Annotated in this window: 24 protein-coding genes; 15 read left to right on the top strand and 9 right to left on the bottom strand. The window is 45.7% G+C overall.

The features are described 5' to 3' along the window. The first annotated feature begins 241 nt into the window (after positions 1 to 241). The 4 genes from NKT06_RS30810 to NKT06_RS30795 all read left to right on the top strand — a co-directional run bounded on the left by NKT06_RS30810 (position 242) and on the right by NKT06_RS30795 (position 2,460). Positions 242 to 412 carry an aspartyl-phosphate phosphatase Spo0E family protein gene (locus NKT06_RS30810; protein ID WP_253442047.1) on the top strand — a complete coding sequence of 57 codons (171 nt, stop codon included), beginning with the start codon at positions 242 to 244 and terminating at the stop codon, positions 410 to 412. Between the two features lie 100 nt (positions 413 to 512). Further along, positions 513 to 893: a GntR family transcriptional regulator gene (locus tag NKT06_RS30805; protein WP_253442045.1), complete on the top strand. Its 381-nt coding sequence runs from the start codon at positions 513 to 515 to the stop codon at positions 891 to 893. Beyond that, entirely contained in the window at positions 890 to 1,765 is an 876-nt protein-coding gene (locus tag NKT06_RS30800) for an ATP-binding cassette domain-containing protein (protein WP_253442038.1), read from the top strand. Before NKT06_RS30805 ends, NKT06_RS30800 begins: the two co-directional genes overlap by 4 nt. Continuing rightward, on the top strand, positions 1,762 to 2,460 hold the full coding sequence (locus NKT06_RS30795) for a hypothetical protein (RefSeq protein WP_253442036.1): 699 nt from the start codon (positions 1,762 to 1,764) through the stop codon (positions 2,458 to 2,460). Before NKT06_RS30800 ends, NKT06_RS30795 begins: the two co-directional genes overlap by 4 nt. 171 nt (positions 2,461 to 2,631) lie before the next feature. Here NKT06_RS30795 and NKT06_RS30790 read toward each other — a convergent pair whose 3' ends face one another. The 3 genes from NKT06_RS30790 to NKT06_RS30780 all read right to left on the bottom strand — a co-directional run bounded on the left by NKT06_RS30790 (position 2,632) and on the right by NKT06_RS30780 (position 5,285). After that, on the bottom strand, positions 2,632 to 3,150 hold the full coding sequence (locus NKT06_RS30790) for a hypothetical protein (RefSeq protein WP_253442034.1): 519 nt from the start codon (positions 3,148 to 3,150) through the stop codon (positions 2,632 to 2,634). A 214-nt stretch (positions 3,151 to 3,364) separates the two neighbouring features. Then, positions 3,365 to 4,150, bottom strand: coding sequence for an isocitrate lyase/PEP mutase family protein (locus NKT06_RS30785; RefSeq protein WP_253442032.1), 786 nt, complete (start codon positions 4,148 to 4,150; stop codon positions 3,365 to 3,367). Between the two features lie 73 nt (positions 4,151 to 4,223). Continuing rightward, on the bottom strand, positions 4,224 to 5,285 hold the full coding sequence (locus NKT06_RS30780) for a bifunctional transcriptional activator/DNA repair enzyme AdaA (protein WP_253442030.1): 1,062 nt from the start codon (positions 5,283 to 5,285) through the stop codon (positions 4,224 to 4,226). 308 nt (positions 5,286 to 5,593) lie between these two features. Here NKT06_RS30780 and NKT06_RS30775 point away from each other — a divergent pair, with 308 nt between their 5' ends. Continuing rightward, the gene (locus NKT06_RS30775) at positions 5,594 to 5,971 is read left to right on the top strand and encodes a LysM peptidoglycan-binding domain-containing protein (protein WP_253442028.1); all 378 of its coding nucleotides are present in this window, start codon (positions 5,594 to 5,596) and stop codon (positions 5,969 to 5,971) included. 189 nt (positions 5,972 to 6,160) lie between these two features. After that, positions 6,161 to 6,730, top strand: a complete 570-nt coding sequence (locus NKT06_RS30770) for a hypothetical protein (protein WP_253442027.1) — start codon at positions 6,161 to 6,163, stop codon at positions 6,728 to 6,730. 107 nt (positions 6,731 to 6,837) lie between these two features. On the opposite strand, the gene NKT06_RS30765 is transcribed toward NKT06_RS30770, so the two are convergent. Continuing rightward, positions 6,838 to 7,755, bottom strand: a complete 918-nt coding sequence (locus tag NKT06_RS30765) for a phosphatidate cytidylyltransferase (protein ID WP_124116831.1) — start codon at positions 7,753 to 7,755, stop codon at positions 6,838 to 6,840. A gap of 96 nt (positions 7,756 to 7,851) precedes the next feature. Here NKT06_RS30765 and NKT06_RS30760 point away from each other — a divergent pair, with 96 nt between their 5' ends. Then, positions 7,852 to 8,406: a hypothetical protein gene (locus NKT06_RS30760; RefSeq protein WP_253442025.1), complete on the top strand. Its 555-nt coding sequence runs from the start codon at positions 7,852 to 7,854 to the stop codon at positions 8,404 to 8,406. Positions 8,407 to 8,497: 91 nt separating this feature from the next. Here NKT06_RS30760 and NKT06_RS30755 read toward each other — a convergent pair whose 3' ends face one another. Continuing rightward, positions 8,498 to 8,959: a VOC family protein gene (locus tag NKT06_RS30755; RefSeq protein WP_253442023.1), complete on the bottom strand. Its 462-nt coding sequence runs from the start codon at positions 8,957 to 8,959 to the stop codon at positions 8,498 to 8,500. Positions 8,960 to 9,120: 161 nt separating this feature from the next. Between NKT06_RS30755 and NKT06_RS30750 the strand changes: the two genes are divergently transcribed. The 3 genes from NKT06_RS30750 (at position 9,121) to NKT06_RS30740 (ending at position 12,573) form a co-directional block, all read left to right on the top strand. After that, positions 9,121 to 9,555 carry an Lrp/AsnC family transcriptional regulator gene (locus NKT06_RS30750; protein WP_253442021.1) on the top strand — a complete coding sequence of 145 codons (435 nt, stop codon included), beginning with the start codon at positions 9,121 to 9,123 and terminating at the stop codon, positions 9,553 to 9,555. A gap of 525 nt (positions 9,556 to 10,080) precedes the next feature. Then, on the top strand, positions 10,081 to 11,376 hold the full coding sequence (locus NKT06_RS30745) for a GntP family permease (RefSeq protein WP_253442019.1): 1,296 nt from the start codon (positions 10,081 to 10,083) through the stop codon (positions 11,374 to 11,376). Positions 11,377 to 11,406: 30 nt separating this feature from the next. Beyond that, positions 11,407 to 12,573, top strand: coding sequence for a glycerate kinase (locus tag NKT06_RS30740; RefSeq protein WP_253442012.1), 1,167 nt, complete (start codon positions 11,407 to 11,409; stop codon positions 12,571 to 12,573). A 135-nt stretch (positions 12,574 to 12,708) separates the two neighbouring features. On the opposite strand, the gene NKT06_RS30735 is transcribed toward NKT06_RS30740, so the two are convergent. Both NKT06_RS30735 and NKT06_RS30730 read right to left on the bottom strand, forming a co-directional pair. Continuing rightward, a complete protein-coding gene (locus NKT06_RS30735; protein ID WP_253442011.1) occupies positions 12,709 to 13,755 on the bottom strand; it encodes a CdaR family transcriptional regulator in 1,047 nt (348 codons plus the stop codon). A gap of 207 nt (positions 13,756 to 13,962) precedes the next feature. Next, the gene (locus NKT06_RS30730; protein WP_253442010.1) at positions 13,963 to 14,310 is read right to left on the bottom strand and encodes a winged helix-turn-helix transcriptional regulator; all 348 of its coding nucleotides are present in this window, start codon (positions 14,308 to 14,310) and stop codon (positions 13,963 to 13,965) included. A 240-nt stretch (positions 14,311 to 14,550) separates the two neighbouring features. On the opposite strand from NKT06_RS30730, the gene NKT06_RS30725 reads away from it, so the two are divergent. Together NKT06_RS30725 and NKT06_RS30720 are read left to right on the top strand one after the other, a co-directional pair. Further along, positions 14,551 to 15,294: an SDR family oxidoreductase gene (locus tag NKT06_RS30725; protein ID WP_253442009.1), complete on the top strand. Its 744-nt coding sequence runs from the start codon at positions 14,551 to 14,553 to the stop codon at positions 15,292 to 15,294. A 228-nt stretch (positions 15,295 to 15,522) separates the two neighbouring features. Beyond that, positions 15,523 to 19,542, top strand: coding sequence for an S-layer homology domain-containing protein (locus NKT06_RS30720; RefSeq protein WP_253442008.1), 4,020 nt, complete (start codon positions 15,523 to 15,525; stop codon positions 19,540 to 19,542). Positions 19,543 to 19,686: 144 nt separating this feature from the next. Here the strand turns inward: NKT06_RS30720 and NKT06_RS30715 are convergent, their stop codons facing one another. Together NKT06_RS30715 and NKT06_RS30710 are read right to left on the bottom strand one after the other, a co-directional pair. Next, the gene (locus NKT06_RS30715) at positions 19,687 to 20,409 is read right to left on the bottom strand and encodes a hypothetical protein (RefSeq protein WP_253442007.1); all 723 of its coding nucleotides are present in this window, start codon (positions 20,407 to 20,409) and stop codon (positions 19,687 to 19,689) included. Between the two features lie 244 nt (positions 20,410 to 20,653). Continuing rightward, positions 20,654 to 21,220, bottom strand: coding sequence for a GbsR/MarR family transcriptional regulator (locus NKT06_RS30710; protein ID WP_253442005.1), 567 nt, complete (start codon positions 21,218 to 21,220; stop codon positions 20,654 to 20,656). Positions 21,221 to 21,418: 198 nt separating this feature from the next. Here NKT06_RS30710 and NKT06_RS30705 point away from each other — a divergent pair, with 198 nt between their 5' ends. From NKT06_RS30705 to NKT06_RS30695, 3 genes are all read left to right on the top strand, one after another. Next, positions 21,419 to 22,294: a carbohydrate ABC transporter permease gene (locus tag NKT06_RS30705; RefSeq protein WP_036671737.1), complete on the top strand. Its 876-nt coding sequence runs from the start codon at positions 21,419 to 21,421 to the stop codon at positions 22,292 to 22,294. 89 nt (positions 22,295 to 22,383) lie between these two features. Next, positions 22,384 to 23,199 (top strand): carbohydrate ABC transporter permease, encoded by an 816-nt coding sequence (locus NKT06_RS30700; protein WP_240662174.1) that lies wholly within the window; start codon positions 22,384 to 22,386, stop codon positions 23,197 to 23,199. A 38-nt stretch (positions 23,200 to 23,237) separates the two neighbouring features. Then, on the top strand, positions 23,238 to 24,611 hold the full coding sequence (locus NKT06_RS30695; RefSeq protein WP_253442003.1) for an ABC transporter substrate-binding protein: 1,374 nt from the start codon (positions 23,238 to 23,240) through the stop codon (positions 24,609 to 24,611). Positions 24,612 to 24,755: the final 144 nt, after the last annotated feature.

The raw sequence follows: 24,755 nt of genomic DNA, 5'->3' as shown, positions 1-24,755 counted from the left end.
ATGTTGAGCATCGTAATCCCTGTTGCTGCTCCTTCCCCGACTGTGGGAAGCCCAGACCCTTCAATCTACCGAACGAATGATCACGGTTTAGGGACATAAGCCTGAACCAACGGACGCTTCTGATTTATTTCAGAAGCGTTCTTTTTTTGTGTGTATCCAAGTGGAAGAATAAGTATGTCTTATCTCATATGCGCTTTTGATTGGCATAATACACTAAAATATGACAAAAAGGAGGGGTATTATGGATCGCCTGGATTTGATGTTACGAATCGAAGATGCCAGACAGTTGTTATATCGCATGCATATGGAATACGACAGTCTGCTTCATCCTGAAGTGATCCAGCAATCCGTAGTCCTGGACGGTCTTATTAATCAATACAACAGAGCCAAGGTAGAAAAGACGATGAATTAAAGTTCGCCTATTTACATTTGCGTTTTTGTATACTATAGTTAGTTACATGAGTAACTAACCGACTAACTAACTAATGAATACGTATGAAAGTTGGAGGCACATGAAATCGACTTTGGATGAATCTCAGCCTATTTTTCATCAGATTGCCACGATGATTATGGACGATATTGTGGAGGGCAGATTGAAGGTGGAAGAACAGGTTCCCTCAACCAATGAACTGTCACGCTTCTATAATATCAATCCGGCTACAGCACGCAAAGGACTGCAGGAACTCGTGGACAAGGGGATTATATACAAACAGCGAGGTGTTGGAATGTTTGTTGCGAAGGGAGCAAGAGAAGCCTTGCTCATTGAACGGAAGCAGGATTTTTATGAAGAATACATCAAGCCTTTACTTGAAGAAGCCAGACGAATTCACATGAATGAAGACATGATTATTGATCTGATTCGCGGCAAGAAGGATAAGGAGAGTGAGTTATGATTCATATGGAGCAGGTCAACTACAGTTATCAGAAGACACCCGTTCTGAACCAGGTTACGTTACATGAGAGTGAGCCGATCATTAGTGCAATCTGGGGAAGAAATGGAGCGGGCAAAACAACACTGATGAGTATACTCGCAGGGCATAACCGACCGGACAGTGGAACCGTTCAGATCATGGGTCAAGATCCCTATAATAATCTGGCTGCTCAAGAGCATCTATGTTACATCCAGGAGAATCATCCCTTGGGGAAAAACTGGACGGTTAGTGATATGGTTCAAATGGGGCCATATTTTCATCCGCAGTGGAATCAGGATTTGGCGGAGCGTTTAATTGATATGTTCGAACTACCGGCGAAGAAAAAGATCATTAAATTTTCGAAAGGCATGAAGACGGCCACCCAGATTATATTAGGTCTTGCCAGTAATGCAAAGGTAACCATTCTGGATGAACCCACCAATGGGCTCGATGCGGAGAAGCGTAAATTTTTCTACAATGCGTTACTGGAAAGTTATGAAGATAATCCACGTCTGATCCTGATCTCCAGCCATCATATTGAGGAGATTCAGCCTTTATGTGAGTCTCTTATCGTTTTGCAAGCCGGAGAGGTGTTATTGAATCAACCTATGGAAGAGATGCGCGAAAAAGGAGTTCTTCTAACAGGGAGAATTGAAGATGTTAATCGAGTGACAGCAGATGTTAAAGTTATAGAGTCTTCCCAGATGGGATCGACTGTGAAAGTGATGATTGATGAGCCCTACTCGAAAATGTGGAAGGATATCGCTTCTGCACAGGGGCTTTCCATTGAGAAAGCGACATTACAGGATTATTTGGTTAACAGGACCCGTAAACAAGAGGGGGTTAAACCATGAATGCAGTAAAAGGCACCAATCGTTTAATTCAGGATGATATGCGTTTGTATTTGATCATATTTACATCCATCGCTCTAATGCTTACCGTTGTATATCTGGCCATTGGTATCGTATTTGATGTCTCGTATACCACGCAACTGTTTGGCCCCATGTACGGAGGAATATGCACGTTTGCGATCGGGGGGATTATTACACTGTTCCCGGTTGCGATCGGTATGGGCAGTACACGAATTCAATTTATGAAATCCTTCTATATGAACTCGGTATGGATGGTTGCAGGTACCATGGCCATTCTACATGTGGTGTATTTCCTCGTACACCTGCTTCAGGAAAAAGGAATTGTTGAAGTTACCCTCTATCAACCAGGCATGTTGTATTCAAACGAATATCATTTCTTATCCTACCTGTGGATCGATCTGATGTGTGGCTTTCTCGTATTGGGAGTGTCTGTCTTCCCAACGGTATGTTGGATGCGATTGGGGTTGCGTAACTTCTTCATTATGTTCTTTGGGGTTGTTTTGGTCATTACGCTGATCATTACATTAGGCGATCTTGGTGAATTTATGTTGTGGATTGCTAGGATCAATCGTATGACACTGTTCACCGTTCTGGGATGCATAGGTGGTGCCCTACTTCTGTTTACGTACCCGATGATGAAGAATGCGCCGCTTACCATGAAATCCAAAAGAGACTGACAGCATAGTGTTATATGAAGGAACCGGGGCTAATGAAAGTATGCGAAAATTCCTGTAATACCAAAAACACGAGTGCGAACACGCCTCGTGTTTTTTTGTATCATCTTAGATTACTGGCTACTGATTATACCTATCCAACAATCGTTGTTCAATTCAAGGAATGTGTATACGTTAAGCCTGAGCTTGCGGTTTGAATCCTTCGTCTTGGAGATACTCGCCAGCTTCGCTACGCGTTTCAAAAGCCATATCCAGATTATCGCCGGAATACACATACCACATGTCATCTTCATATTTTAAAGTCAGCGTATGTCCATCTTCATCAATCCACGTTCCGCCACCTGTAGAGGTTGTAGACAAGGCAGGAGCAGCAGCTTTTACTTGTTCTGGCTCTTGGAATTCAACTGCGTCGGGATTGTGAGACATCGCTTGGATCGTTTGATCTAACAAGGTGCGCAGATCTGCTTCGGAGTAATCACGAATATTGACGAATCCTTTAGCATCGGTCTCATAGTCAGGCAGCAGCCCTGCATAGATATAACCGTTACCGTTAGGGTGAATATGGAGAGCAACAATTTTTTTATCATACGCACTATCCTCGTAGTGGAAATTAACACGACCGAGAGATACATCTTTGCGTTGCAGTTGGGGATACGATTGTAGCACTTCAAGCTTTTGTTCCACGTTAAGCATAATTGCCTCCTAGTTAGGTCGTGTTTGAAAACTCGCTGAAGTGCATCTTTTACCTCCTTTTCGCCCCCTGCTGCGTCACTTTCCCTTGACGTGCCCCGGCACGCCTGCGGAAAATTTCCTTGCTTGGAACGAAAATTCGGCAAAATCTGCTACCTTCGGAGTTTCCAGACACGCCCTAGTGTTCAATAGGGGTGATTATACCATAGGTGTTCGCTTATGACGATTCGGAACTACTCAGCAAAATACTTCGCCCCAGTTCTTTCAGGTGTTCCATAGCTTGCAGGTAAGGATAAGGCCCATAGCTTACGCGTGCTACACCCAATGCGGCAAGTTGTTCCGGTGAAGGCTCAGGGGACGTAACCATGATGTTAATTGGTAGCGGTGAACGCTCACACAATTCTTGAATCAGTTGGTGATCCTGTAAGCCTGGTACGAACAGACCGCTGGCCCCTGCATCTGCATAACGGCTCGAACGCATGAGTGTTTCCTCTAGCAGGGATTGGTTATGGTGTTCGGGTGCATGTTGCAGAAAAATATCTGTGCGGGCGTTAATGAACAAAGGTATCCCTGCCTGCTCGGCAGCTTCCCGGGCGGCGGACAGTCTCGGACATTGCTCCTCCACAGTGTACAAGCCCAAGCCGGTGGGAAGTTGATCTTCAATGTTGATTCCTACAGCACCATGATCGATGACTTGCAGGACGCTTTGCTTCACTTCTGACACCAACCTCCCATACCCTCCCTCTATATCGATCGTTACAGGCAGATCCACGCTCGCTGTAATCCGTGCGAGATTGGCAAGCACCAGATGGAATGACATGGCTTCACCGTCGTGTTCACCGTGGGCCGCAGCAACGGACCAACTTCCGGTAGCAATGGCCGTTGCTCCAGCCGATTGAATGGCTTGCGCACTTCCGGCATCCCACACATTAACGAGAACAAGTGGTTTTCCTTTCACATGGTATTGTTGGAACAACGCTGCTTTTTCTTCTAAGGTACTCATATTATGTTGACTCTCCTTTGTTATATCATGCATTCCTTTGGACATTTGATGCGTACTTTATGACTTCATTAAGTTATTCGCAGCTACCCTGTTCCTGTTGTTTCTCATGCGTCAAAAGCCAGTTCTTGCGAGTTAATCCCCCGCCGTATCCGCCTAGTTCACCACTGGCATTGATTACACGGTGACATGGGATTACAATCGCAAGCTGATTAGCCCCATTCGCCTGTGCCACGGCTCGGCAAGCAGTCGGTTTACCGAGTGCATTGGCAATCTCCTGATATGACCTCGTTTCACCTGCCGGAATGGCCATTAGCTGTTCCCACACCTGTTTTTGAAATAGTGTTCCTAAACAGAACAACGGCGTGTCGAATGCTGTCCGAATACCTTGAAAGTACTCGTTTAGTTCACGCTCAATCGACTGTATGGGAGCTGTAGTACCAGGTACGATAGCTGATTTAGTTCGTTTGCGCAGACGCTCAACTTCGCGCTCCAGACCTCTGCGGTCCACAAATTCCAGTAAATATAGCGCCTCTTCATCTGCAATGGCCATCATCGGGCCGAGGCGGGTGTCAATCCAGGACGCTTTTAGGATATGTCCTTCATCGACTTGTGTAGGGGCAGCACCCATGATCCGTGAAAAGGCATCGCGGAAGCCGCTGCTTGATTCATATCCGGTAGATAATTGGCTATCAATCACGGTGCGGCCGGAGCGAATATTTTTCAGGGCAAGTCCCATGCGGCGAGCGCGAGCATATTCAACAAAGGTCATGCCGAACCGCTTCTTAAACTGTCGGCGTGCCGTGGATTCATCGATGGAGAGTGCCTTGAAATCCTGTCCTTTCCAGCGTTTCTCCGGATTTTTCTCCACAGCTTCCACTAATATGCGAACGACATCGGATACTTGGTTAGGGTGAGATAGCGGGCGACAGCGCTGGCAAGGGCGATAAGAGGCCAGAAGTGCCTGCTGAGCCGTCTCATAGAATTCACAGTTTTCGAATTTTGGCTTTCGCGCAGGGCATGTGGGACGACAGAACACACCCGTGGTTCGGACTCCAACATAGAATAAACCCTCGTATTCCGAATCTTTGGCCACAAGCGCCTCGTAATATTGTTCCTTCAGATCAGCAGAAATCATGGGGGCACGTCCTTACCTCATTAGAATCTTTATCTATAACCTATTATAGAAAAACGTTGCAGCATGCATCGCCGAAAATCAGGCATGAATATTGGAAAGATTGCATTAGATATACCAATGCAATTCGGTTGTTCAGAATTTGTTTAGAGTGGACTGGTAGTATAGACCTACCAGGGTGGGCCGAATTAGGCAAAGATGCCTATATAGCGAAAAAGTGAATTATTGATAATTCATTGTTATAGGAAAAAAATACATAGGTAAACATGAAATTAAAGATTAGCGGAATGAAAGTCTGGAGGTCGACTAGAATGAGATATTCTACGTACAAAAGCATATATGAATCCGTTTATACCAAAACATCCGAGTCTCGCACCATCTATGTTAAAGAGCAGTTCTTACAGCGTCTGAAGACGCCAACCTGGCTATTGAAGATCGTCATCATAACTCTAATTATAATCATAGGGTGCAGCGCTGTATTCACCGTGTTTGCCGGGGATGAGCAATTGTTATCAGGGGACCGGATCGTTGTATCTCAGGGAGATACACTGTGGGGCATTTCATTGGCACATAAACCTCAGCAGATGGACACTCGGGTGTATGTAGAAGCCATCAAGAAAGTGAACAAACTTGAGCATAACGCCATCCGGATTGGAGAAGTGTTAGTTCTGCCAGGGTTTGATCAATAGAATCATCTGTATATGGTGTCATGAACAGAGCCCTTTTTTTATTCATTGAAATGCAGTCACATACTGAATTTATAAATCATTTACATATAATGGAGCTTCATGAGGAACGATATGGTGTAGTGATTAATAAGTGGTGTAATCGATATGTGTGCTATAGATGATGAATGAAGGGAGAATGAGATGATGAACATGAATATAAAGAAATCTGCACTTTGCATGTCTGTGCTCTGTATTTCGCTATTGGTTAGTGCCTGTGGTGCCAAAAATAATAACGAATCCGTTCAGGAGCACGCCTATCCGCAATCGAAGCAACCCGTAGAGGAAGCTGGAGAAAGCTCTGTTCCAAATGCGGATGCGAAGAATAACAGTGATCAAGGTAGTGCGAGTGGTGATGAGGGCAAGCCTACGGCTCAATCGGAATCCACTGAACCGTCTGAGCAGATTGATATCGTCATTGACCAGTCGGAGAAACCGACCGAGGGCAACAGCTTCGATTTTGGCATTAAACAAGTTCCGAAGGGCTATACACTAACGGAGATGCGGTGGACATCTAATACGGTAACCATTGTGAATTCGCTACAGGAAGCCATCGAACATGGTGGAAATGGCGAAGAGGGGTTTTACTTTAGCGGCAATGGACAATTCTCCGGATTTATCTATTCCGATGAGATGAAGGGTGAGCGCGGCAAAGCGACATTTGTCTTCACCAATGATGAGGGAAACGAAATCATGGCCGAGAAAGAAATTACATTGAAATAGCACATACTTCTTGAAGGCTCAGTCTGGAGCCTGTTGAACAGGAAAAGCAGCCACTGGGGCTGCTTTTTTTGACATGTATGATTTCAAGATTGTCAATCTTTCTGTTGCTACATAAAGTCAAAGAAATAACGGACCACGTGGAACATAACCGGAGAGGTATAGGTCAGGCTGTCGACCCGGCTCAGGTAGCTTTTTTTGAGCGAATCGAACTTGTTGTCATCCCCGATTAACAGATCACGCTTCAGTACAGACACCGTCAGACTACCGAAGAATCCAGCCAAACTGATCAACACCCCGATGAACAGCGAGAATTTCCAATCAAATGGTGTCAGGTAGGGATGGATGAAATAAGAAGTAGCTGTTGTTACAATGAACGCACACGCGAACCCTTCCCAGGTGACGAACGGATTGGCGGTAGGTACCACTTTTCGTTTGCCCAGATAGAGAGAGACCAGATAATGCACCACATCGTTAAGCTGCGTTAACACGACCAGGAACAGTACCAGCTTGGACCCATACTCCGGTGTGGCGAACGGGAAATAGGCCAGGTGGCTCAGCCCAAAGACCATCAGCATCAGTCCCCATTGTGTGGAGCTGACACTGCGCAGGAACCCGACCGTACCTTTATTAATCAGGCGTGGCAAGGGAAGCACCAGGAACACATATAGTGGAATAAACACGATAAACATGCCGTACCATCCAATGTAGATCCAATAAAACTGAACCGGAATCGCCAGATACGCCCATAGGAACAGCCTGCGGTCGGCTTTGCGTGTACTGCGAATCATGGAGAAGTATTCTTTGAGTGAGAAGAATGCAAGCACCATGAGAGAGATGAGGGACACGATGGGATTAAAAAGGGTGGCGAGGCAGAAGATCACAAACATCCCCCACCAGGTTTTGATTTTTTGGCCGATACCTGAATAATCTTTGCTTGGTTGAAGCTTCGCAATAACTTTGTAGACGATATGTATCACAAGTAAAGCTGTGAAGATTAACGTTAGTGTAAAGAGTGAACTGCTCACGTACCGATCACCTGCTTATTCAAAGTAAGATTCCATTATAGGGCACCTATGTTATTATGAAGGAATAGTGCCAACTTGATAAGGGGAAATTTTGCTATGACAGATGAACGCTCCATCTATATTTTGCTTACGAATACAGGAACGCTGTTTACCAAGGTTATTCAGAGCTATACTCGAGCGCCGTATAATCACGCATCAATCGCATTTGACAAGGAATTATCCGAACTGTACAGCTTCGGTCGCAAACATCCAAGTAATCCGCTAAACGGCGGGTTTGTGAAGGAAGATATTCAGACAGGTACATACAGCAAGTATCCTAATACCACGTGTGTCATATACGAGCTTCAGGTGACGGATCGTGAAGTGGAAAAGATGAAACGTGTGCTGCACATCTTCATCCGCAGCCGCCAGAAATATATGTACAATCTGCTCGGCGTGATTGGTATTACGCTCAAGGAGCCGGTAGAGTTTAGCAACTCCTACTTCTGCTCCCAATTTGTAGCCGAGATTCTACAGCGTTCAGGCATCAAGTTGTGGAACAAGCTGCCTGCGCTGGTGACACCGGATGATTTTCGCCAGAGTGAACGATTACAATTGGTTTATGAAGGAAAGCTACGCGAGTATACGCTGGGGAATGCAGAGCAAGAGTAGGGTAGGTGCGTACGCTGATGCTTGCCAAGGAAATTCAACAATAAAATAGCCTGCTGCCTAGGATGACGAGGCAACAGGCTGTTTGTGTGTTTCATATAGATGATGGTAAGGATCGGTCAAAATCAACCTCTTCCAGGAATTCGATCACTTCACCATTCGGACTGTGGACGAGCGCATTTTTAACCCGAAGTGCAGGTTCGCCAAGCGATATCCAATCCGGTTCAACATAGGCCTTGGCTCCATGGGCGAGCGCTCGCTGATAGATGTCTTCAACATCATGTACGTAAAAGGCGAAATGTAACAGTGCGCCGTGCCGGACCGCTTCAGGCGAGGTGGCAGGTTCACCCTCTGCGGGAATGACGGCTTTTGGGTCAAATACCTCAATACAGGTGCGTTGATCCGGAGAGATTAACATACATGCCTCGGTAATGTGGAAGGAAGGCAAACTCCAGGAGTGACCTACCTTGAATCCTAATACTTTTGTATAAAACGCCAGAGTATCTTCATAATTACGAGCCTGAATGGCTACATGTGCAAGTCCTATGACACTCACATTACATCGCTCCTTCTTCAGATTGTATTCTAAAGTATAGGGACAATATCGCGTTGGAACCATATGATATCAAAGGATATAATGAGATAACATCTATAATTTATTAGTTTATTTAGACAGAAAACCTTATTAAATAAGGTGTTGAATCGGAGGCCTTGCGAATGGAACACATCATAGATGAGATCGATCAGCAGATTATGCGCTTGCTGCAACATCATGCACGCATGCCCATTGCACAGATAAGCAAAGAAATTAACATGTCCCAACCTTCGGTTAAGGAAAGAATCCTGAAACTGGAGGAAAGAGGAGTGATATCGGGATATTCAACGATCTATAATCTGGCCCAGTTAAACCGTGGAACCACGACGTTTATTTTGCTCAAAACAGAGCATTGCGACGAGTTGGTTCAGTTCTGTGAACAGGCCATCGAAGTCACGGATGTCTATCGGATTAGCGGTGAATATAACTATCTGATCAAGGTACAGACGGCGTCCATTGAAGAGCTTGCCGAGTTCCAGGATTCACTGGTGAAGCTGGGACCCTCGAAATCCCATATCAGCATGAAAAATATTATGGAAAACCGTGTTCTCCTCTAGGTTGAGTCTTCAAGGTCAGGCAAGCTATACGATAATGGATTGTTAGCGCTCAAAGGTCTCGAAGCCCAAGCCGGAGTGATCCTGGCGATTGAGTGGACGATTTTCTAAGGAACACAGGACGTCTTATTTGGCCTCTTGGCCTTCTTTTGAAAATGTAAGGAACACTAGACACGTTATTTCCCGCAATCCCTTGATAAAAACGCTGCAAACGGCTATTTATTGAGATATAACGTGTCTCAGGTTCTTTAGATTTCTGAGGACGCTTCTAACCATTCAATAAGACGTCTCAGATTCTTTAGCGCCCGGTTTCACCCTTTGCTCCAATAGTGAGTGAGAGGAAGGATTTGAATCACATTCACTTGGGTTTTCAGATTTTGAAAACGTGCTCCAGGGTGTTGATGAGAACAGTCCGTCTTTTGTATTGTGCAAATGCACAATGAATTTCGTCCTTTCATCAATATTTATTATCGCCTCTAGCAACTATAATGAAAGCGTGTTCAACAAGTGCATGGGGGGCAATTGACAATGGAACCATTAACAATTAGCTGGATTGGCGCGCTGGCAGGACTGGCTATTGCCATCATTTTAATTTTGAGGAAACTGAATCCGGTCTATTCTTTATTTCTGGGTGCAATTGTAGGCGCTTTAATTGGCGGAGCGAACCTGGATGAGACCGTAAATATACTGGTGAATGGCACCCAAAGTGTTATGGGAACGGTACTCCGTGTATTAGCCGCCGGGGTGCTTGCAGGTGTGATGATGGAATCGGGAGCAGCAGAGACGATAGCGCAGGCGATCGTACGTAAGTTTGGCGGAAGCAAAGCCATTCTCGCCTTGGCACTGGCTACGATGATCATTACCGCGGTTGGGGTATTTATCCCCGTAGCCGTGCTGATCGTTGCGCCAATTGCATTGTCTGTAGGTAATAAAATGGGCATATCCAAATTGGCCCTACTGCTGGCTTTATCGGGTGGAGGTAAGGCGGGGAACATTATCTCTCCGAACCCCAATACAATTGCAGCAGCACGAGGATTCGATCTGGATCTGAGCAACGTTATGCTGGCAGGCGTAATTCCCGCCATCTGCGGCTTGATTGTAACTGTAATTGTAGCTTCAATGCTCAAGAACAAAGGGGTTATGGTTTCTGACCAGGAAGCCGAACAGGGCGATATAGATACATCAAAGTATCCACCATTGAACAAGGCCATTGTTGCCCCGTTGGTTGCGATCATTTTGTTGATGATCAATCCAATCGGCTCTATTACGGGCATTGAAGCATTGTCTACTTTTAAAGTGGATGCGATGTACATCCTGCCGATTGCAGGCATCATCGGTATGCTGGCGATGGGGCAAGGCAGAAACATCGTAAAATATACAACTTCAGGATTAAACAAGATGACAGCAACTGTGCTCATTCTGGTAGGTGCAGGCGGGATCGCAGGACTTATCTCTGCTTCTGATCTGTCGGGTCAGGTCGTTGGTCTGATCGAAGCATCAGGAATATCCGGTACCTTCCTCGCACCAATCGCGGGCATTCTGATGGCGGCCGCAACGGCTTCAACATCGACAGGGGTTATCTTGGCAACAGGCTCCTTTGGTGATGCCATCCTAAACATGGGCACAGCACCGCTCGCGGCTGCTGTTATGGTGCACACTGGGGCTACCGTTATCGACTCCCTACCACAGGGCAATTACTTTCACGTGTCGGCTGACAGCATGAAGATGACGATTCGTCAGCGGATGGGCGTGATTCCATATGAGGCAATTGTGGGCGGCACGATGGCCATTGTAGCAACATTACTGTACGGATTTATCCTTTAATTCTTTAATCTAACGGATGGAGTGAGAGAGATGAGAGAAACTGAAGAGACTAGAGAGAAGACATTTGTTCTGGCACCGGACTCGTTTAAAGAGAGCATGACAGCGAAAGAAGTATGTATCGCGATGGAAAAAGGATTGCGTAAAATATATCCGACCGCAGGATATATTCATGTCCCCATGGCGGATGGTGGGGAAGGCACGGTGCAGTCCCTTGTGGATGCTTCTGGCGGTTCCCTTCACCAGCAAGAGGTGAGCGGACCCTTAGGTCAGACAGTGACTGCCCAGTATGGCATTCTGGGTGATGGCACAACGGCGGCCATTGAGATGGCATCGGCCAGTGGCATACATCTGGTAACCAAGGAAGCTCGAGACCCGCTACGGACGACAACCTATGGAACAGGAGAGTTGATTCGGGCATGTCTGGATCTGGGTATCCGTAAAATTATTATCGGCATTGGTGGCAGTGCCACTAATGATGGTGGTGCTGGTATGGCTGAAGCGCTTGGTGCAAAGTTTCTGGATGCACAGGGTCAACCGCTTGCGCGGGGTGGTGGGGCTTTGGATCAACTGGCTCAGATTGATGTATCCGGTCTGGATGAGCGTTTGAAGGAAGTGGAATTCATTGTCGCCTGTGATGTGACCAATCCACTCTGTGGGGAGCATGGGGCATCAAGGGTGTTTGGGCCACAAAAAGGGGCTACCCCAGAGATGGTTGAGCAGCTGGATGTGAACCTGTCCCATTATGCAGATGTGGTGAAACAGCAGCTGCATAAAGATGTCCGTGATATACCAGGTGCCGGAGCGGCTGGTGGATTGGGTGCGGGACTTTTGATTTTTACACAAGCTGTACTACGTAAAGGCATTGAAATTGTCATTGAATACACGGAGTTACGTGAAAAATTGATTGCTGCGGATGTGGTATTTACGGGCGAGGGCGGTATTGACTTCCAAACGAAATTTGGTAAAACGCCCTATGGCGTTGCTAGGGCAGCCAAGGAAGCGGGTAAACCTGTGATTGCCCTTGCAGGCTTCGTGGGTGAAGGGATCGATACCCTTTACGCGGAAGGCATTGACGCCATATTCGGTATTGTGCCCGGAGCAGCAGATCTGGAGCGACTATTGCGAGAAGGCCCGGAGAATGTAGAGCGTACAACCGAGAATATTGCCAGAGTGCTGAAACTGGGTCTACTCTCTTAGATCAGTGACGATCAGGATCGTACGGGGAGTTACGTGATCGTATTGGAATGCGATGTAAAAAAGACGGGATACGGATATGCCTGAAATCAGGTGATCTGTGTCTCGTCTTTTGCTATTCTCGAAGCTGTTCTGACGTTATTGGTAGAACGCGAGTAGTCCGTGGGTAAGTTCAATGAGTTCTAGCAGATTGCGGGGGTCTTTGCCCGTCAGGGTCTGTATGCGTTTAAGCCGATATTGAAGGGTATTGCGGTGAATATTGAGATGGTCTGCTGTCGTGGTCATGCTGCCGTTATGATGGATAAAACTGCGCAGGGTATCCAGCAGATCAGCTGTGTCCTCAAGTTTGCTGACGATGTTGGCATGAGGCGTTAAGTCAGCTGCGCTGAATCGTACCAGAAAGGGCACTTCCTCATACCGAATGATCAGCGAATCTGGTTGAAGTGCCAGCAGGATGTTCATCACAGACCGGGCCTGTTCATAACCGATGGCGATATTCGCTTCTTTTCGGCTGACGGCGATGAACGCTTCGGATGTGATCTGTCTCAAAGTTTGGATTGTAGGATCAACGTCTGCTTCATTCTGGATCAGGATGATCTGTGTGTCGCCATCACCTTCAACAGAGAATGAAGGAACTTGGTGCAATATTCGGTTGATCTCAGTGTCCGCAGCCATGGATTTCCTGGGGAAACGGATATATAGAAGAATGGTGGGCAATTGCAGATCAATACGGTATTGCAGAGCTTCCTTTTTTACCTTTTGTGAGTAGGAGCCGGATTGGTTCAGCAGTCGTTCGATAAAGGCTTTTTTACGTGAAGCTTCATGGGCCATACTTTCCAATTGATTACGCTGTTCGATCAGGAGAGATACGGTGGTGCGCACGATATTGCAGAAAGGCCGAACTTCATCCGGATGACCGGATATGCCAATGACTCCGACATGCTGCTGATTGATGAGAATCGGTTCGTTGGTGCCCATTTTCTCAAGTATGCCATCTTCCCAGACCTCAACCATGCTTCCTGTCGTCAACGCGCGGACAGCACCCTGATGAACGGTGCCCATACGTTCCTTCTGACCACTTCCAATAATAATGCCGTGCTCATTCATAATGTTGATGTTGTATGGAATGTCCTGCATCATTTTATCGACAATATCCTGCGCCTGTTTTTCCGAAAGCTGCAACAACAGAGCTCCTCCCCTTCTATCTCATCATGTAATGTACATCTTCTCTAATTAATGATTCCGCCCGATATCCATATTGTGCATCTGAACGAAATTATAGAGGAATGGTAAGGCTTACACAAGCAGGACCGTTCGATTGAAAGTGTTCATGGAATTGTTGGGCATTTCATGTATAGGTTGTCCGTTCAGGTCACTTCGGTGATGTTACCCTTATCCGTCATGGTGCCTTGTGCTGTTCAGGTAGTTCAGATGTGCTTTGCCCCAACCACACATGCCGTCCAATAACGTACCGATGGTCTGTCCATGTTCGGACAGGCTGTATTCCACCTTGGGTGGAACATCCCCATAGAGCGTACGCACAATTATTTGATCCTGCTCCAGCTCGCGTAGTTGTTTCGTTAACGTGCCTTGGGCCACATCAGGAATCATGCGGCGTAGTTCACCGAATCGTTTTGTACCTTCCTTCAACAAAATAAACAAGATAAGGGGTTTCCATTTCCCATTAATGGTCTCGAGCGTTGTTAATACTCCCTTCAACCTTGGTTCTTGTAAATCCATAGTAATCACCTCGTTATATAGTACTATATGTAACTCATCATACCGGATTTTTGCAATCATTGCTTGGTCACACCTGTTAAAAGGGAAGGAGAAACCGTCGCGATCCGGTTCCAATAGTACGAATATTCGTACTAGGTACGATGTAAATGCGTACTATTCAACGTTCTCCATTTCATGAATAATGAACACAGCGTGAGCGAATATGCACATAGATAACCGAAGTTGAGAGGATGATCATAGATGAATCATTATACATTGGAGAATAAACGGGTCGTTATTATCGGAGGGAGCTCAGGCATCGGACTGGTTACGGCAATTCAGGCAGCCGAGGCAGGTGCGGATGTGATTATTGCAGGCAGATCTGCGTCCAGACTGGAGGAAGCACGGGAACAGATTACGAAGGTTGTGGGCAAAGGCACGGCTGGAGAGACGGTGGTGGAAGTTCATGTATTGGACAATCAGGATGAACAGCAACTTGAAGCATTCTTCGCTCGAATCGGCATGTTCGATCATCTCTTCACACCAGGAGCAGTCTACATTCGAGGCCCACTGACTTCGGATCGGGAGACGGCAGAGAGTTGCTTCAAAGGCAAGTTCTGGCCTCAATATTTTGCGGCTAAATACGCTACACCGTACCTTTCATCATCCGGCTCGATCACATTAATGTCTGGTGGATTCAGCCAGCGACCACTGGATGGCGGAGCCTCCTATGCCGCATGTAACGGTGCAATCGAGAGTCTCGGTAAAGCACTCGCGGTGGAACTGGCACCGGTTCGTGTGAATGTTGTATCCCCTGGAACCATCTGGCGGGAGGGGCAAGAAGGGACACCGCGTGGTGATCATTTTAAAGATTATGAGAAGCTGTCTCTGCTCAAGCGGGTTGGCTACAATGAAGAAATTGCGCATACAGTTACGTATCTGATGACCAATACGTTCACGACCGGCAGCACATTGTATGTGGATGGCGGGTACACCTTGATTTAAGAGCCTGAGTTATATAGGTCCAAAAGAATATGATTTTAAAAATAAAATGATGAAATATGGCGAAAAAAGTTGAGATCCACCCTATTTTTGTACTACAGGGTGGGTCTTTTGCCTTTTATTCTCATTTTTTGTTTAGATTCTGTTTATTGCAATGCACTACAATAGGCCTTACGTATCAGAGGGATTGAGTTTATATGAAAAAAACATGAGACAGGGAGGATCAAGTACATGAATTACAAAAAGCTGATAAGCTGCCTTTTAATTGCGGTTTTGTTATTACAGGTGGTTAGCGTGGGTGGGGTTGCAAGTGCAGACCCGTTTACTCCATTGGACCAACTTAATATGGAGAGAGAGATGTATATTGAGTCGGATGAGGGTACGACGGTGACCCATGTTCAAAATTTACTTGAACAACAAGATTTAATCACACTACCTGAAGATTATGAAGCATTGGACGATAATCAAAAATATGAAATTGCCCGAGGCATGGTCATGCTGCTTCCACTGGAGTTCTCATACGAGAACAACAATCAGGCCAATTACGTATTTGATTTGGTATATCATCTTATCTCACTTCCTAAGCAGACTGAGTCGAGCACATTGCAGTACAGCATCAATCTCGTTTATAGCCTGCTGGCAGAATGGTCCACTTATTTCCCGAATGTTGGAAAACCTGATTGGACACAAGCTGGCAATGATTATATGAGTTTAATGGGTGCAGACTTATCGATGTTTACGAGTAATCTTATGTTCTTTAATATTATTTTCATGAATTCTAGCGATCCTACGCATTTTAATAGTCAGTTGGAATTTATGGTTACTAAGATATCCGAGTATAAAGAACTGAATGGAGCACTTGACCTTTCCAGCATGGAAGCATCATTGGATAATCTTTATGGTATGTATGACTTCATTCAAATGCATGTCATTTTTAATCCAAACCCTAACATTCAACCTTTTGTTTTTGATATGGGAAAGATGTCGACCATCCAGAACGATACAACCAAAAAATCCGAACTGGCTCAATGGATGATTGATCATAAGCCGCAAAACGGTTATGAAACGGTATCCCAGGTTCAGAAAGAGTTTGATGCGTTTTTTAATAAGGATACAACGCTAACCAAGTATAACGAACTGAAGAAAGAAGCGGATCGGGGTAACAGCAACGATTTTATCCAAGACATTATTGTATTACTACGCGATGAACAATTCATTACTGAGCCTGACTTCAAGATGCTTTCTGTCAAAGATCAGGAAGATATCGCAATATACTTACTGGATATAGATCCACCAACTAATGAAGGATATGAGAATAATAAACAGGTCCAATTCATGGTGCAAGTAGCCTTGAAGGCACTTGAAGTCACACGTAAAATTGATGGACCAAACGCAATAACTGCACTTGATGAGTTTTATAACAAGCAAGCAGAGCGAGTAAATCATTTCAAAGAGCCCGATCCAGAAGGGGAATACTATCGACTTATTAATACTTACCTCACATCCTCCGAAATGGACAAATGGATGACTAAGTATAGATATGCAATTAGGCTAAAAGGGAAAGAGTCCATCTCCCGAGTTGTCAAATTCACGGACACTGCTGTTGAAAGAACACCTTATCTTAACCATGCTCTAACGGAAGCAGAAGTGTTGAGTTCCCTGGAGCACTTCAGATCTATTCAGAAAGATGTTGAGAAATATAACTCCGATTACCCAGAAAGTCCGTTGGATGTTTTCCCTCTGGACTTTGCCGAAATGGATAACTTAACAAACGAGTACAAGCAACAATTGGCAGAACATATGCTTAGTGAGAGACCACTTGGTGGCTATGCAAGTTTTGAAGAAATTCAGACTGCCTTTAATAAATTTTTCCCTGATGATAACGAAGATCCATTGACTGTCTTAAACACTGCAAAAACGAATGGCGATGTAGCGGCTGTGCGTACGGCTATGGAAAACCCGGATCTGGGTATTACTCTACCTAACGGATATGGTGCTTTATCCTTGCAGGAAAGAGATTTCATTGCAGGATTCCTGATTGAATATGTAAATAAAGATTACAAAAATAAAGAACAAGTTCAATATATGATGGAGCTTGCTGTTCTGGCCCAATCTGTTTGGGAGCAAAAGCAACTTGTTACTCTTAAAAACAAGCTGGATGAACTTTCGCAGAAGTTAGCAGATTTGCCAGTGTCCTTTAATGATCAACAAAACGAGGGATTTCGTAGCATTGGTAAAGAGTATTTGAAACGTACCAACAAAGTAGATCAAAGTGTTTTTGCTTATAGATACTTGTATTCAATAGCCTTCGAGAGGTTAGAAGGGAATTTCCAAGGGAATATCGTGGAACCTATGGTTTTGCTGGGGCTCTTGACTACGCCATACCAGTCTATCGATAAGGCTACCAAGGTTGATCGAATGGATCAATGGCTTGATTCAGCTATGAATGACTACATTACAGGTGAAGCATTCTTCAACAAATACAAATTTGATCGTACAGGTGCCCTTGATCTATCCAAAAGAGCAGAGCTGAGTCCTGAAGATCAGAAGGAACTGGCAGAGTGGATGCTTACTGAACAAGACAGCTACGAGACTGTTGAGAATCTACAGTATGTATTTGATCGGTTCTTTACAGCTCCAGCTGTGAAGGGCAATGATATCACCAATATCATAACAGGTCTGGACAGCACGATGGAGATCTCCTTCGACGATAAGCAGCACTGGTTGGATCTGGCCAATATTCAGAAACTTGATTTTAGCGGTAACAAAACGGTATGGGTTCGTTATAAAGCAATCAGCGATGAACTGCCAGGCCGCGCCGTGAAAATTGTCTTTACACAGAACGGAGATAGCAACACTGATAATGGCTCAACGCCTAATCCAGGTGGCAGTAATGGGGGCGGTTCTACGTCTACGCCTGTAACCTCCACACCTGTACCAACAACGAAACAGGAACAGATCGTGGTTGACGTTAACGGAACGAACGGTACCAACTTGACCAAAACACCGATCACCCGTACAACCGAAACCAACGGCACGATCAAAGATTTGGTGAAAATGACCGAAGCGATTGCCAAGGAATCGGTGGAAAAAGCAAAACAATTGAACATGAACACCGCACGTATTGTGATTCCAGACACCAAAGATTCCGTGTCCGAGACACGTATTGAAGTACCCAAGGCAGCGGTGAAAGAACTGAATGATGGTTCGCTGAAACTTGAAATCTCTACTGAAAACGTAGTGATCTCTGTTCCGACGAATTCCATTGCTGGATTCGATCAAGACTTGTACTTCCGTGTGGTTCCACTGAAAAAAGAATCGGAGCGCAAAGAAGTCGAAGAACGTGCGAAGAAAGAGCAGTTGATTCAACAGGTTGCTCCGAATGCGAATGTACGCGTACTGGCTCGTCCAGTCGAGATCGACACCAATATGCAGAGCCGCGAAGTAACACTTACGTTGCCACTGCGTGACAGTCTGCCTACCGATCCGGCTGCTCGCCAGCAGGCGTTGGATAACCTGGCGATCTACATCGAACACAGTGACGGCACCAAAGAATTGATTCAAGGCAAACTGGTGCAACTCACTAACAGCGAAGGCATTGAGTTTACCGTAGCGAAATTCAGTACATTCACCCTCGTTATTGTGGATGGGTTGAAAGCTTCACAAAGTACACATCAACCGTATATCCAAGGTTTTGATGCAGATTTCCGTCCAGATGCATTCGTAACACGTTCACAGATGGCAGCCATGCTGGCTCGCAATCTTCCGAATGAAGCGGCAGCAGGTTCCACGAATAGCGTGAGTTACAAGGATGTATCTGCGACACATTGGGCAACAAGTGAAATTCAAAAAGCTCAATCCGCTGGCATTATGAACGGCATGAGCAACACTCAATTTGCACCGGAAGGTTCGATTACCCGTGCACAGATGGCGACGATCGCGTATCGCTGGATGCAGAATCAACAAGCAAACACAGCAACAATGACAGGTACAGCAGTTTCCTTCACAGATGTATCCGCAGACTTGTGGGCAGCAGAAGCGATTGCATACGTGCAATCCGCTGGCCTGATGGTGGGTTATAACGATGGGACATTCAAACCAGAAAGTAAGCTGACGCGTGCAGAAGCCGTGAAAGTGCTGAATGTAATGTTCAACCGTACACCACTCACTGGTGCAGTTACGCCAACGTTCAGTGATGTACCAGCAACACACTGGGCATATGCAGATATTGAAGCTGCTGCGCAGAAGTAATATCTGTAACAAATGCACAGAGCTCAGAATGCAGAAAAAGAGCAGGTTATCGATAAGATAACCTGCTCTTTTTTTTGCATCTATGAGGTCAATAAAAGGCGATCCGAGGTACAACCGACTCACTTTTGAATTCATGGTAATTATTTAATTATTATTGAACATGGGCTCTGTGCGGAGCAAATAGTTACCCCTAACTTCTGCCGCCCAATATGCAAAGACCTCTCTCCATTGAACACTGTTAAAGAAATCCTCTACGGATTGATTCTCGGAATCCCAATCAACAAATATATTGAGCGGTGTAATGCCTCCAGCCCAGATTCCATTACTGACGTCCGTTCCCGTCTCTCTAACTAATAAGATTGGAATTCCGAATTGAAAAGCCATGGCAGGTTCGATTTGAGAAAAAGTAGATCCTTCCCAGAACGGCGTACTCGTTGGTGGACCACCCACATTGGATTGAAGAATTTGAACAAAAAATCGTTGGAAGTTGATTGCGAGTAAGCCATAGCTTGAAAAAACCAAGCGTCGTATATTCGTCAGGATATTTTCCGGATATTGTTCGCTTACGGGCAATGTGCGGGGGAAGAGCAACGCATCTTCAATTTCTGCAATAAGACGGTTCAGAAATTGTTCTTGCAGGTTATTTACCGTGTTGGTTGTACTCAAAAAGATCGGAATACGAAAAGCGCGATCTACGCATTCATTGATAGCCGAGGATGTGTCCTTTTCATTATGGGTGAGCTTGGGGACTGAGGAGGAAGTCCTTGCGTTACCGCGGACAGGTGGGAGTTCAGATATAATGCTTACGGGAGAAAGCTTTTTCATTGGAATTTGCTGAGTCTTAACCTTATTTTTTGGATTACTCAATGTTCACATCTCCAATGCATAAGAATCTGGTTTTTATTTAGTCCCAGTCTATGCATTAGCCCATTTTGTGTTACCGATTGCCCAAATACAATGCCGACGGTGATGTAATCGTTAGTCCATTAAGAACTTTTTCCTTGCTTTGTATCAAAAAAACGGCATAGGGTTTGTTCCCATACCGTTTTGGAATTACTTCTTATCCCGATCTTGTCTTTGAGCGTACCTCATTTAATGCGGTTACTGCACATTAGTCGTTTTTCTGAGGAGAACTCTCGTAAAACTTACCGTCCCGCAACTGATCCACGAATCCTTGTAACCAGACGTAATATTGCTCTGCGTGTTGGAGTTTGTGCAGATCACGCAGTGCATCATCTCGATCTTCAGAAGAGGTGTGCTCCGAAAGAATCATGGCGGACAGGTCAGGGATGACCTCACGAATGCCTTCTAACATGACATCTACTTCCCGCTGGAGCTTCGATCCGAAGAAATTCTGAAATGTACGATAAAAGTCCGTCTCTGCCAGATACTGATCCTGGCGCTCCTTCTTTTCTTCCAGTTTATAGATCATCTGTGACTCCGTAAGTGACCGAACCGCATAGCTCATGTTGCTCTTGCTCATATTCATCGAGGTCTTCATCTCTTCAAGTGTCATCGGTCGATCTTCAAAATACATGATGCCGTATAATTTGCCAAACGTATGATTCACCCCATACAGATCCATCGTATTGGCGATGGCTTCAATGACTCTCTCCCTCAGCGCATGCCGATCAGGTAACGAAGAATGATTCGGGTTCCCGGCAGTTTCTTTTCCCACAATGTCACCTCTGGTTTATGATAGCGTTCCCACTAGCTGCCTCATATTTTACATGACTTGCTCCAATTTTAACATAAGCCGGAATTAGAATTTTCAATACGAGTGTACAATCAATTTTGTACAGAAGAAATATAAAGCTGATTATACTCAAAAATTCCCAATAGTTAAAGAAAAATTGAACAATAAGGAGTGGGGGATTTGCGTTTAAAACTATGGAGGGAGTCTGAGGCGGTTCTATTCACGCTGCCAGCTCTAATCCCATTGCTGATCTTCTGGCTGGGACCTCTGGGATATATCGTTTATCTCAGTTTCACCGATTGGGACTTCATGAGCCCGGACAAGCTGTTTGTTGGTTTGGACAATTACAGTTATCTGCTGACAAACTCTGAGTTCTATCGATCACTGAAAGTAACCTTGTTATTCGGACTGGGGAGCGTGATCCCAACCATTGTGGGCGGATTGGCACTTGCGATGCTCATGAATAGCAAAATCAAATCATCCGGCATCTTCCGGACATTACTCTTCTCACCTTGGGTCACCCCGACAGTTGCGGTGTCCATTGCGTGGTCTTGGATCTTTGAGCCCGAAGTGGGACTCGCTAATCTGATGCTGGGCTGGGTAGGCGTATCTCCGATCGGCTGGTTGCGTGACGCGGACTGGGCATTGGTTGCTGTTCTGATCGTTACGCTCTGGAAATCGATTGGGTGGGCAATGGTATTTTATCTGGTTGCACTACGTAATCTACCGTCCGATCTGCTTGAAGCAGCTTCAATTGATGGGGCCAACGGTTGGGATAAGTTCAGAAGTATCACGTTGCCACTGATCTCACCAACGACATTTTTTCTCTCGATTATTCTTACCATCCAGTCCTTGCAAGCCTATGACCAGATTAATGTCATGACGCAGGGTGGACCGGCGGGATCAACGAGAACGTTGCTGTACATGTATTACCAGTCTGCATTTGAATCCTTTAACGTAGGTGAAGCTTCTTCCATCGCTGTTGTGATTATTCTGATCTGTGTGTTGCTGTCGGGTGTATCTTTCCTGCTTGGCAGACGTCTGGTGCACTACTAATGACAATGACATTGCCTACCAAAAAGTCTAAACGGATGAAGCGCAAGGAGTTGCAGAACGTGTCACAACTGAATTTTAAAATAAGTAAAATGATTCGCTACCTGCTGTTAGCCATTATCGCGCTGGGTACAGCCTTTCCCTTCTATTGGATGGTCATTAGCGGGTTCAAAACCAATGATGAGATCTGGCAGTTTCCGCCGACCTTCTGGCCGGAGACGTTCCTGTGGAGCAACTATGTGGATGCCTGGAATGCGGCACCCTTTGCCCGTTACATCCTGAACAGTACAGGGGTAGCCTTAGCCATCTGTCTATTTCAGATCGTCAACTCCAGTATGATGGCGTACGCCCTGACACATATGAAATTCCGTCTCAAAGGTGTACTGACATCCCTGATTCTGGTGGGTTATATGATACCAAGTACAGCCGTGTATCTGCCCAGTTACCTGGTGCTTAGCGAACTTAATCTACTAGATTCCTACACGGGCTTGATTGTATCCAACTGTGTTAGCGTGTTCTCCATCTTCTTGATCCGGCAGGCGTTCATGCAGGTATCTCACGAATTGGTGGAAGCTGGACAGCTCGACGGTGCGTCTCACTTCCGGATTCTCTGGACAATTATCACGCCGCTTGTTCGCTCAAGCTTCGCCGTGATGGTTCTGATTACGTTTATTGAACAGTACAACAACTATTTCTGGCCTATGCTCATCACCAAAGACCCTGACTTGCAGCTGGTATCGGCTGGTCTGCGCAGTTTCTTTGTAGAAGGCGGGGCATACGGACTTGCTTGGCCACAGATTATGGCTGCGAGTGCCTTTACCATTGCACCGCTACTTATTCTCTTCCTGTTCACCCAGAAGACCATCATGCAGAGCGTGAATATCACGGCTGGTGTGAACAAGAACTGATATGAATCACCATTTCACCTAAAACGGGAGGAACGACAATGAACTGGAGTCAAGCAAGCATGACATGGAAAAAAAGATTGAGGTTGAACTGGAAGGGTGGCATGTCGCTGGTACTCGCGACCAGCTTTGCTCTACTGACCGCATGTGGAACACAAGCACCCGAAGAATCAGGCACGACGGCTGCTGCCAGTGGAACCGAAGTTCAGGCGAAAGATCCGGTGGAGATCGAGTTCTGGTATGGTCTGGGTGGTAATCTGGGCGATAACATGAAAAAGACGATTGACGCGTTCAACGCCTCACAGAACGAAGTCGTTGTGAAGGGAATTGTACAAGCAGATTACACGGAGACGGAACAGAAGCTGCAAGCAGCGATTGCTTCCAAGAATGTTCCCGCTGCGGTACTTAGCTCCAATATAGACTGGGCACGCAAAGGGTATTATGCGCCCATGGATGAGATGATTGCTGCTGATCCGAATTTTAAGAAAGACGATTTCATTCAGACATTCCTGAACCAGGGACAGGTGGATGGTAAGCAATACTTTTTACCAATGTACGGTACAACCCAGATCATGTATTACCGCATGGATACGTTTAAGGAGAATGGGATCGACCCAGCAAGTTTGACGACATGGGAGAATCTGGCTGAAGCAGCTGCGAAGATGAGCAAGCAAGAGAATGGCAAGACGACCTTCTATGGCTGGGAACCGATGTGGGGTAGCGACAATATGATTGATGCCGTGCTGGGTAAGGGCGGACAGATTCTTAGCGACGATGGCAAAACCGTCATGATTGATTCCCCGGAATGGATCGAGACATGGGACCTGTTCCGTAAATGGATTAACGAAGACAAGATTATGGGCATTCATTATGGAGGTCAGGGCTGGGAGTATTGGTACAAAACGATTGATGATGTGATGAAAAATAAAGCAGCAGGTTACACCGGATCCAGTGGTGACCAAGGTGACTTGGACTTCAGTGTAGTCGCTGCAATGCAACAACCAGGCTGGGAAGGTATTGGTGAAGGAAAACCGGTAGCAAGTGCCATATCGGCAGGAATTCCGTCAGCGGCAAGTCCAGAGCAACAGCAGGCAGCATATAAATGGCTTACGTATTTCTCTGAAACTTCGAACACAGCTTCATGGTCCATGAACACCGGATATATCGCAGTGCGTCAATCGGCTCAACAAGATCCAGAGTTCAAGAAATTCAGTGAGGAAAATCCACAGATCACTGTACCACTGCAACAGGCAGCTCACGCCTCGGCTCCATTCCAGGATCCAACGGGTGGCAAAATCAATGATGCATTGAAAGATGCAGCTGATCAGGTGCAGATCAATAATATGCCAGCGGAACAAGCGCTGAAGGAAGCGAAGGAAAAAGCACAGAAAGAACTGGATCGTGTAACGAAATAACGATATCGATGAACGGCTTTCACGAGCTTTGGTCGTGAAGCTGCTCGACTTACAAGCAAAACGTATCACTATAAGTAACTCATGTGAAAAGGGCGGTACATGTTGTACCGTCCTTTCCGTTCATACAAGATCGCAGACAAGGAG

This window comes from Paenibacillus sp. 1781tsa1 (genome assembly GCF_024159265.1).
In the GTDB taxonomy this organism is placed as follows: Bacteria; Bacillota; Bacilli; order Paenibacillales; family Paenibacillaceae; genus Paenibacillus.
This window is presented reverse-complemented; position numbering and strand designations above follow the sequence as displayed.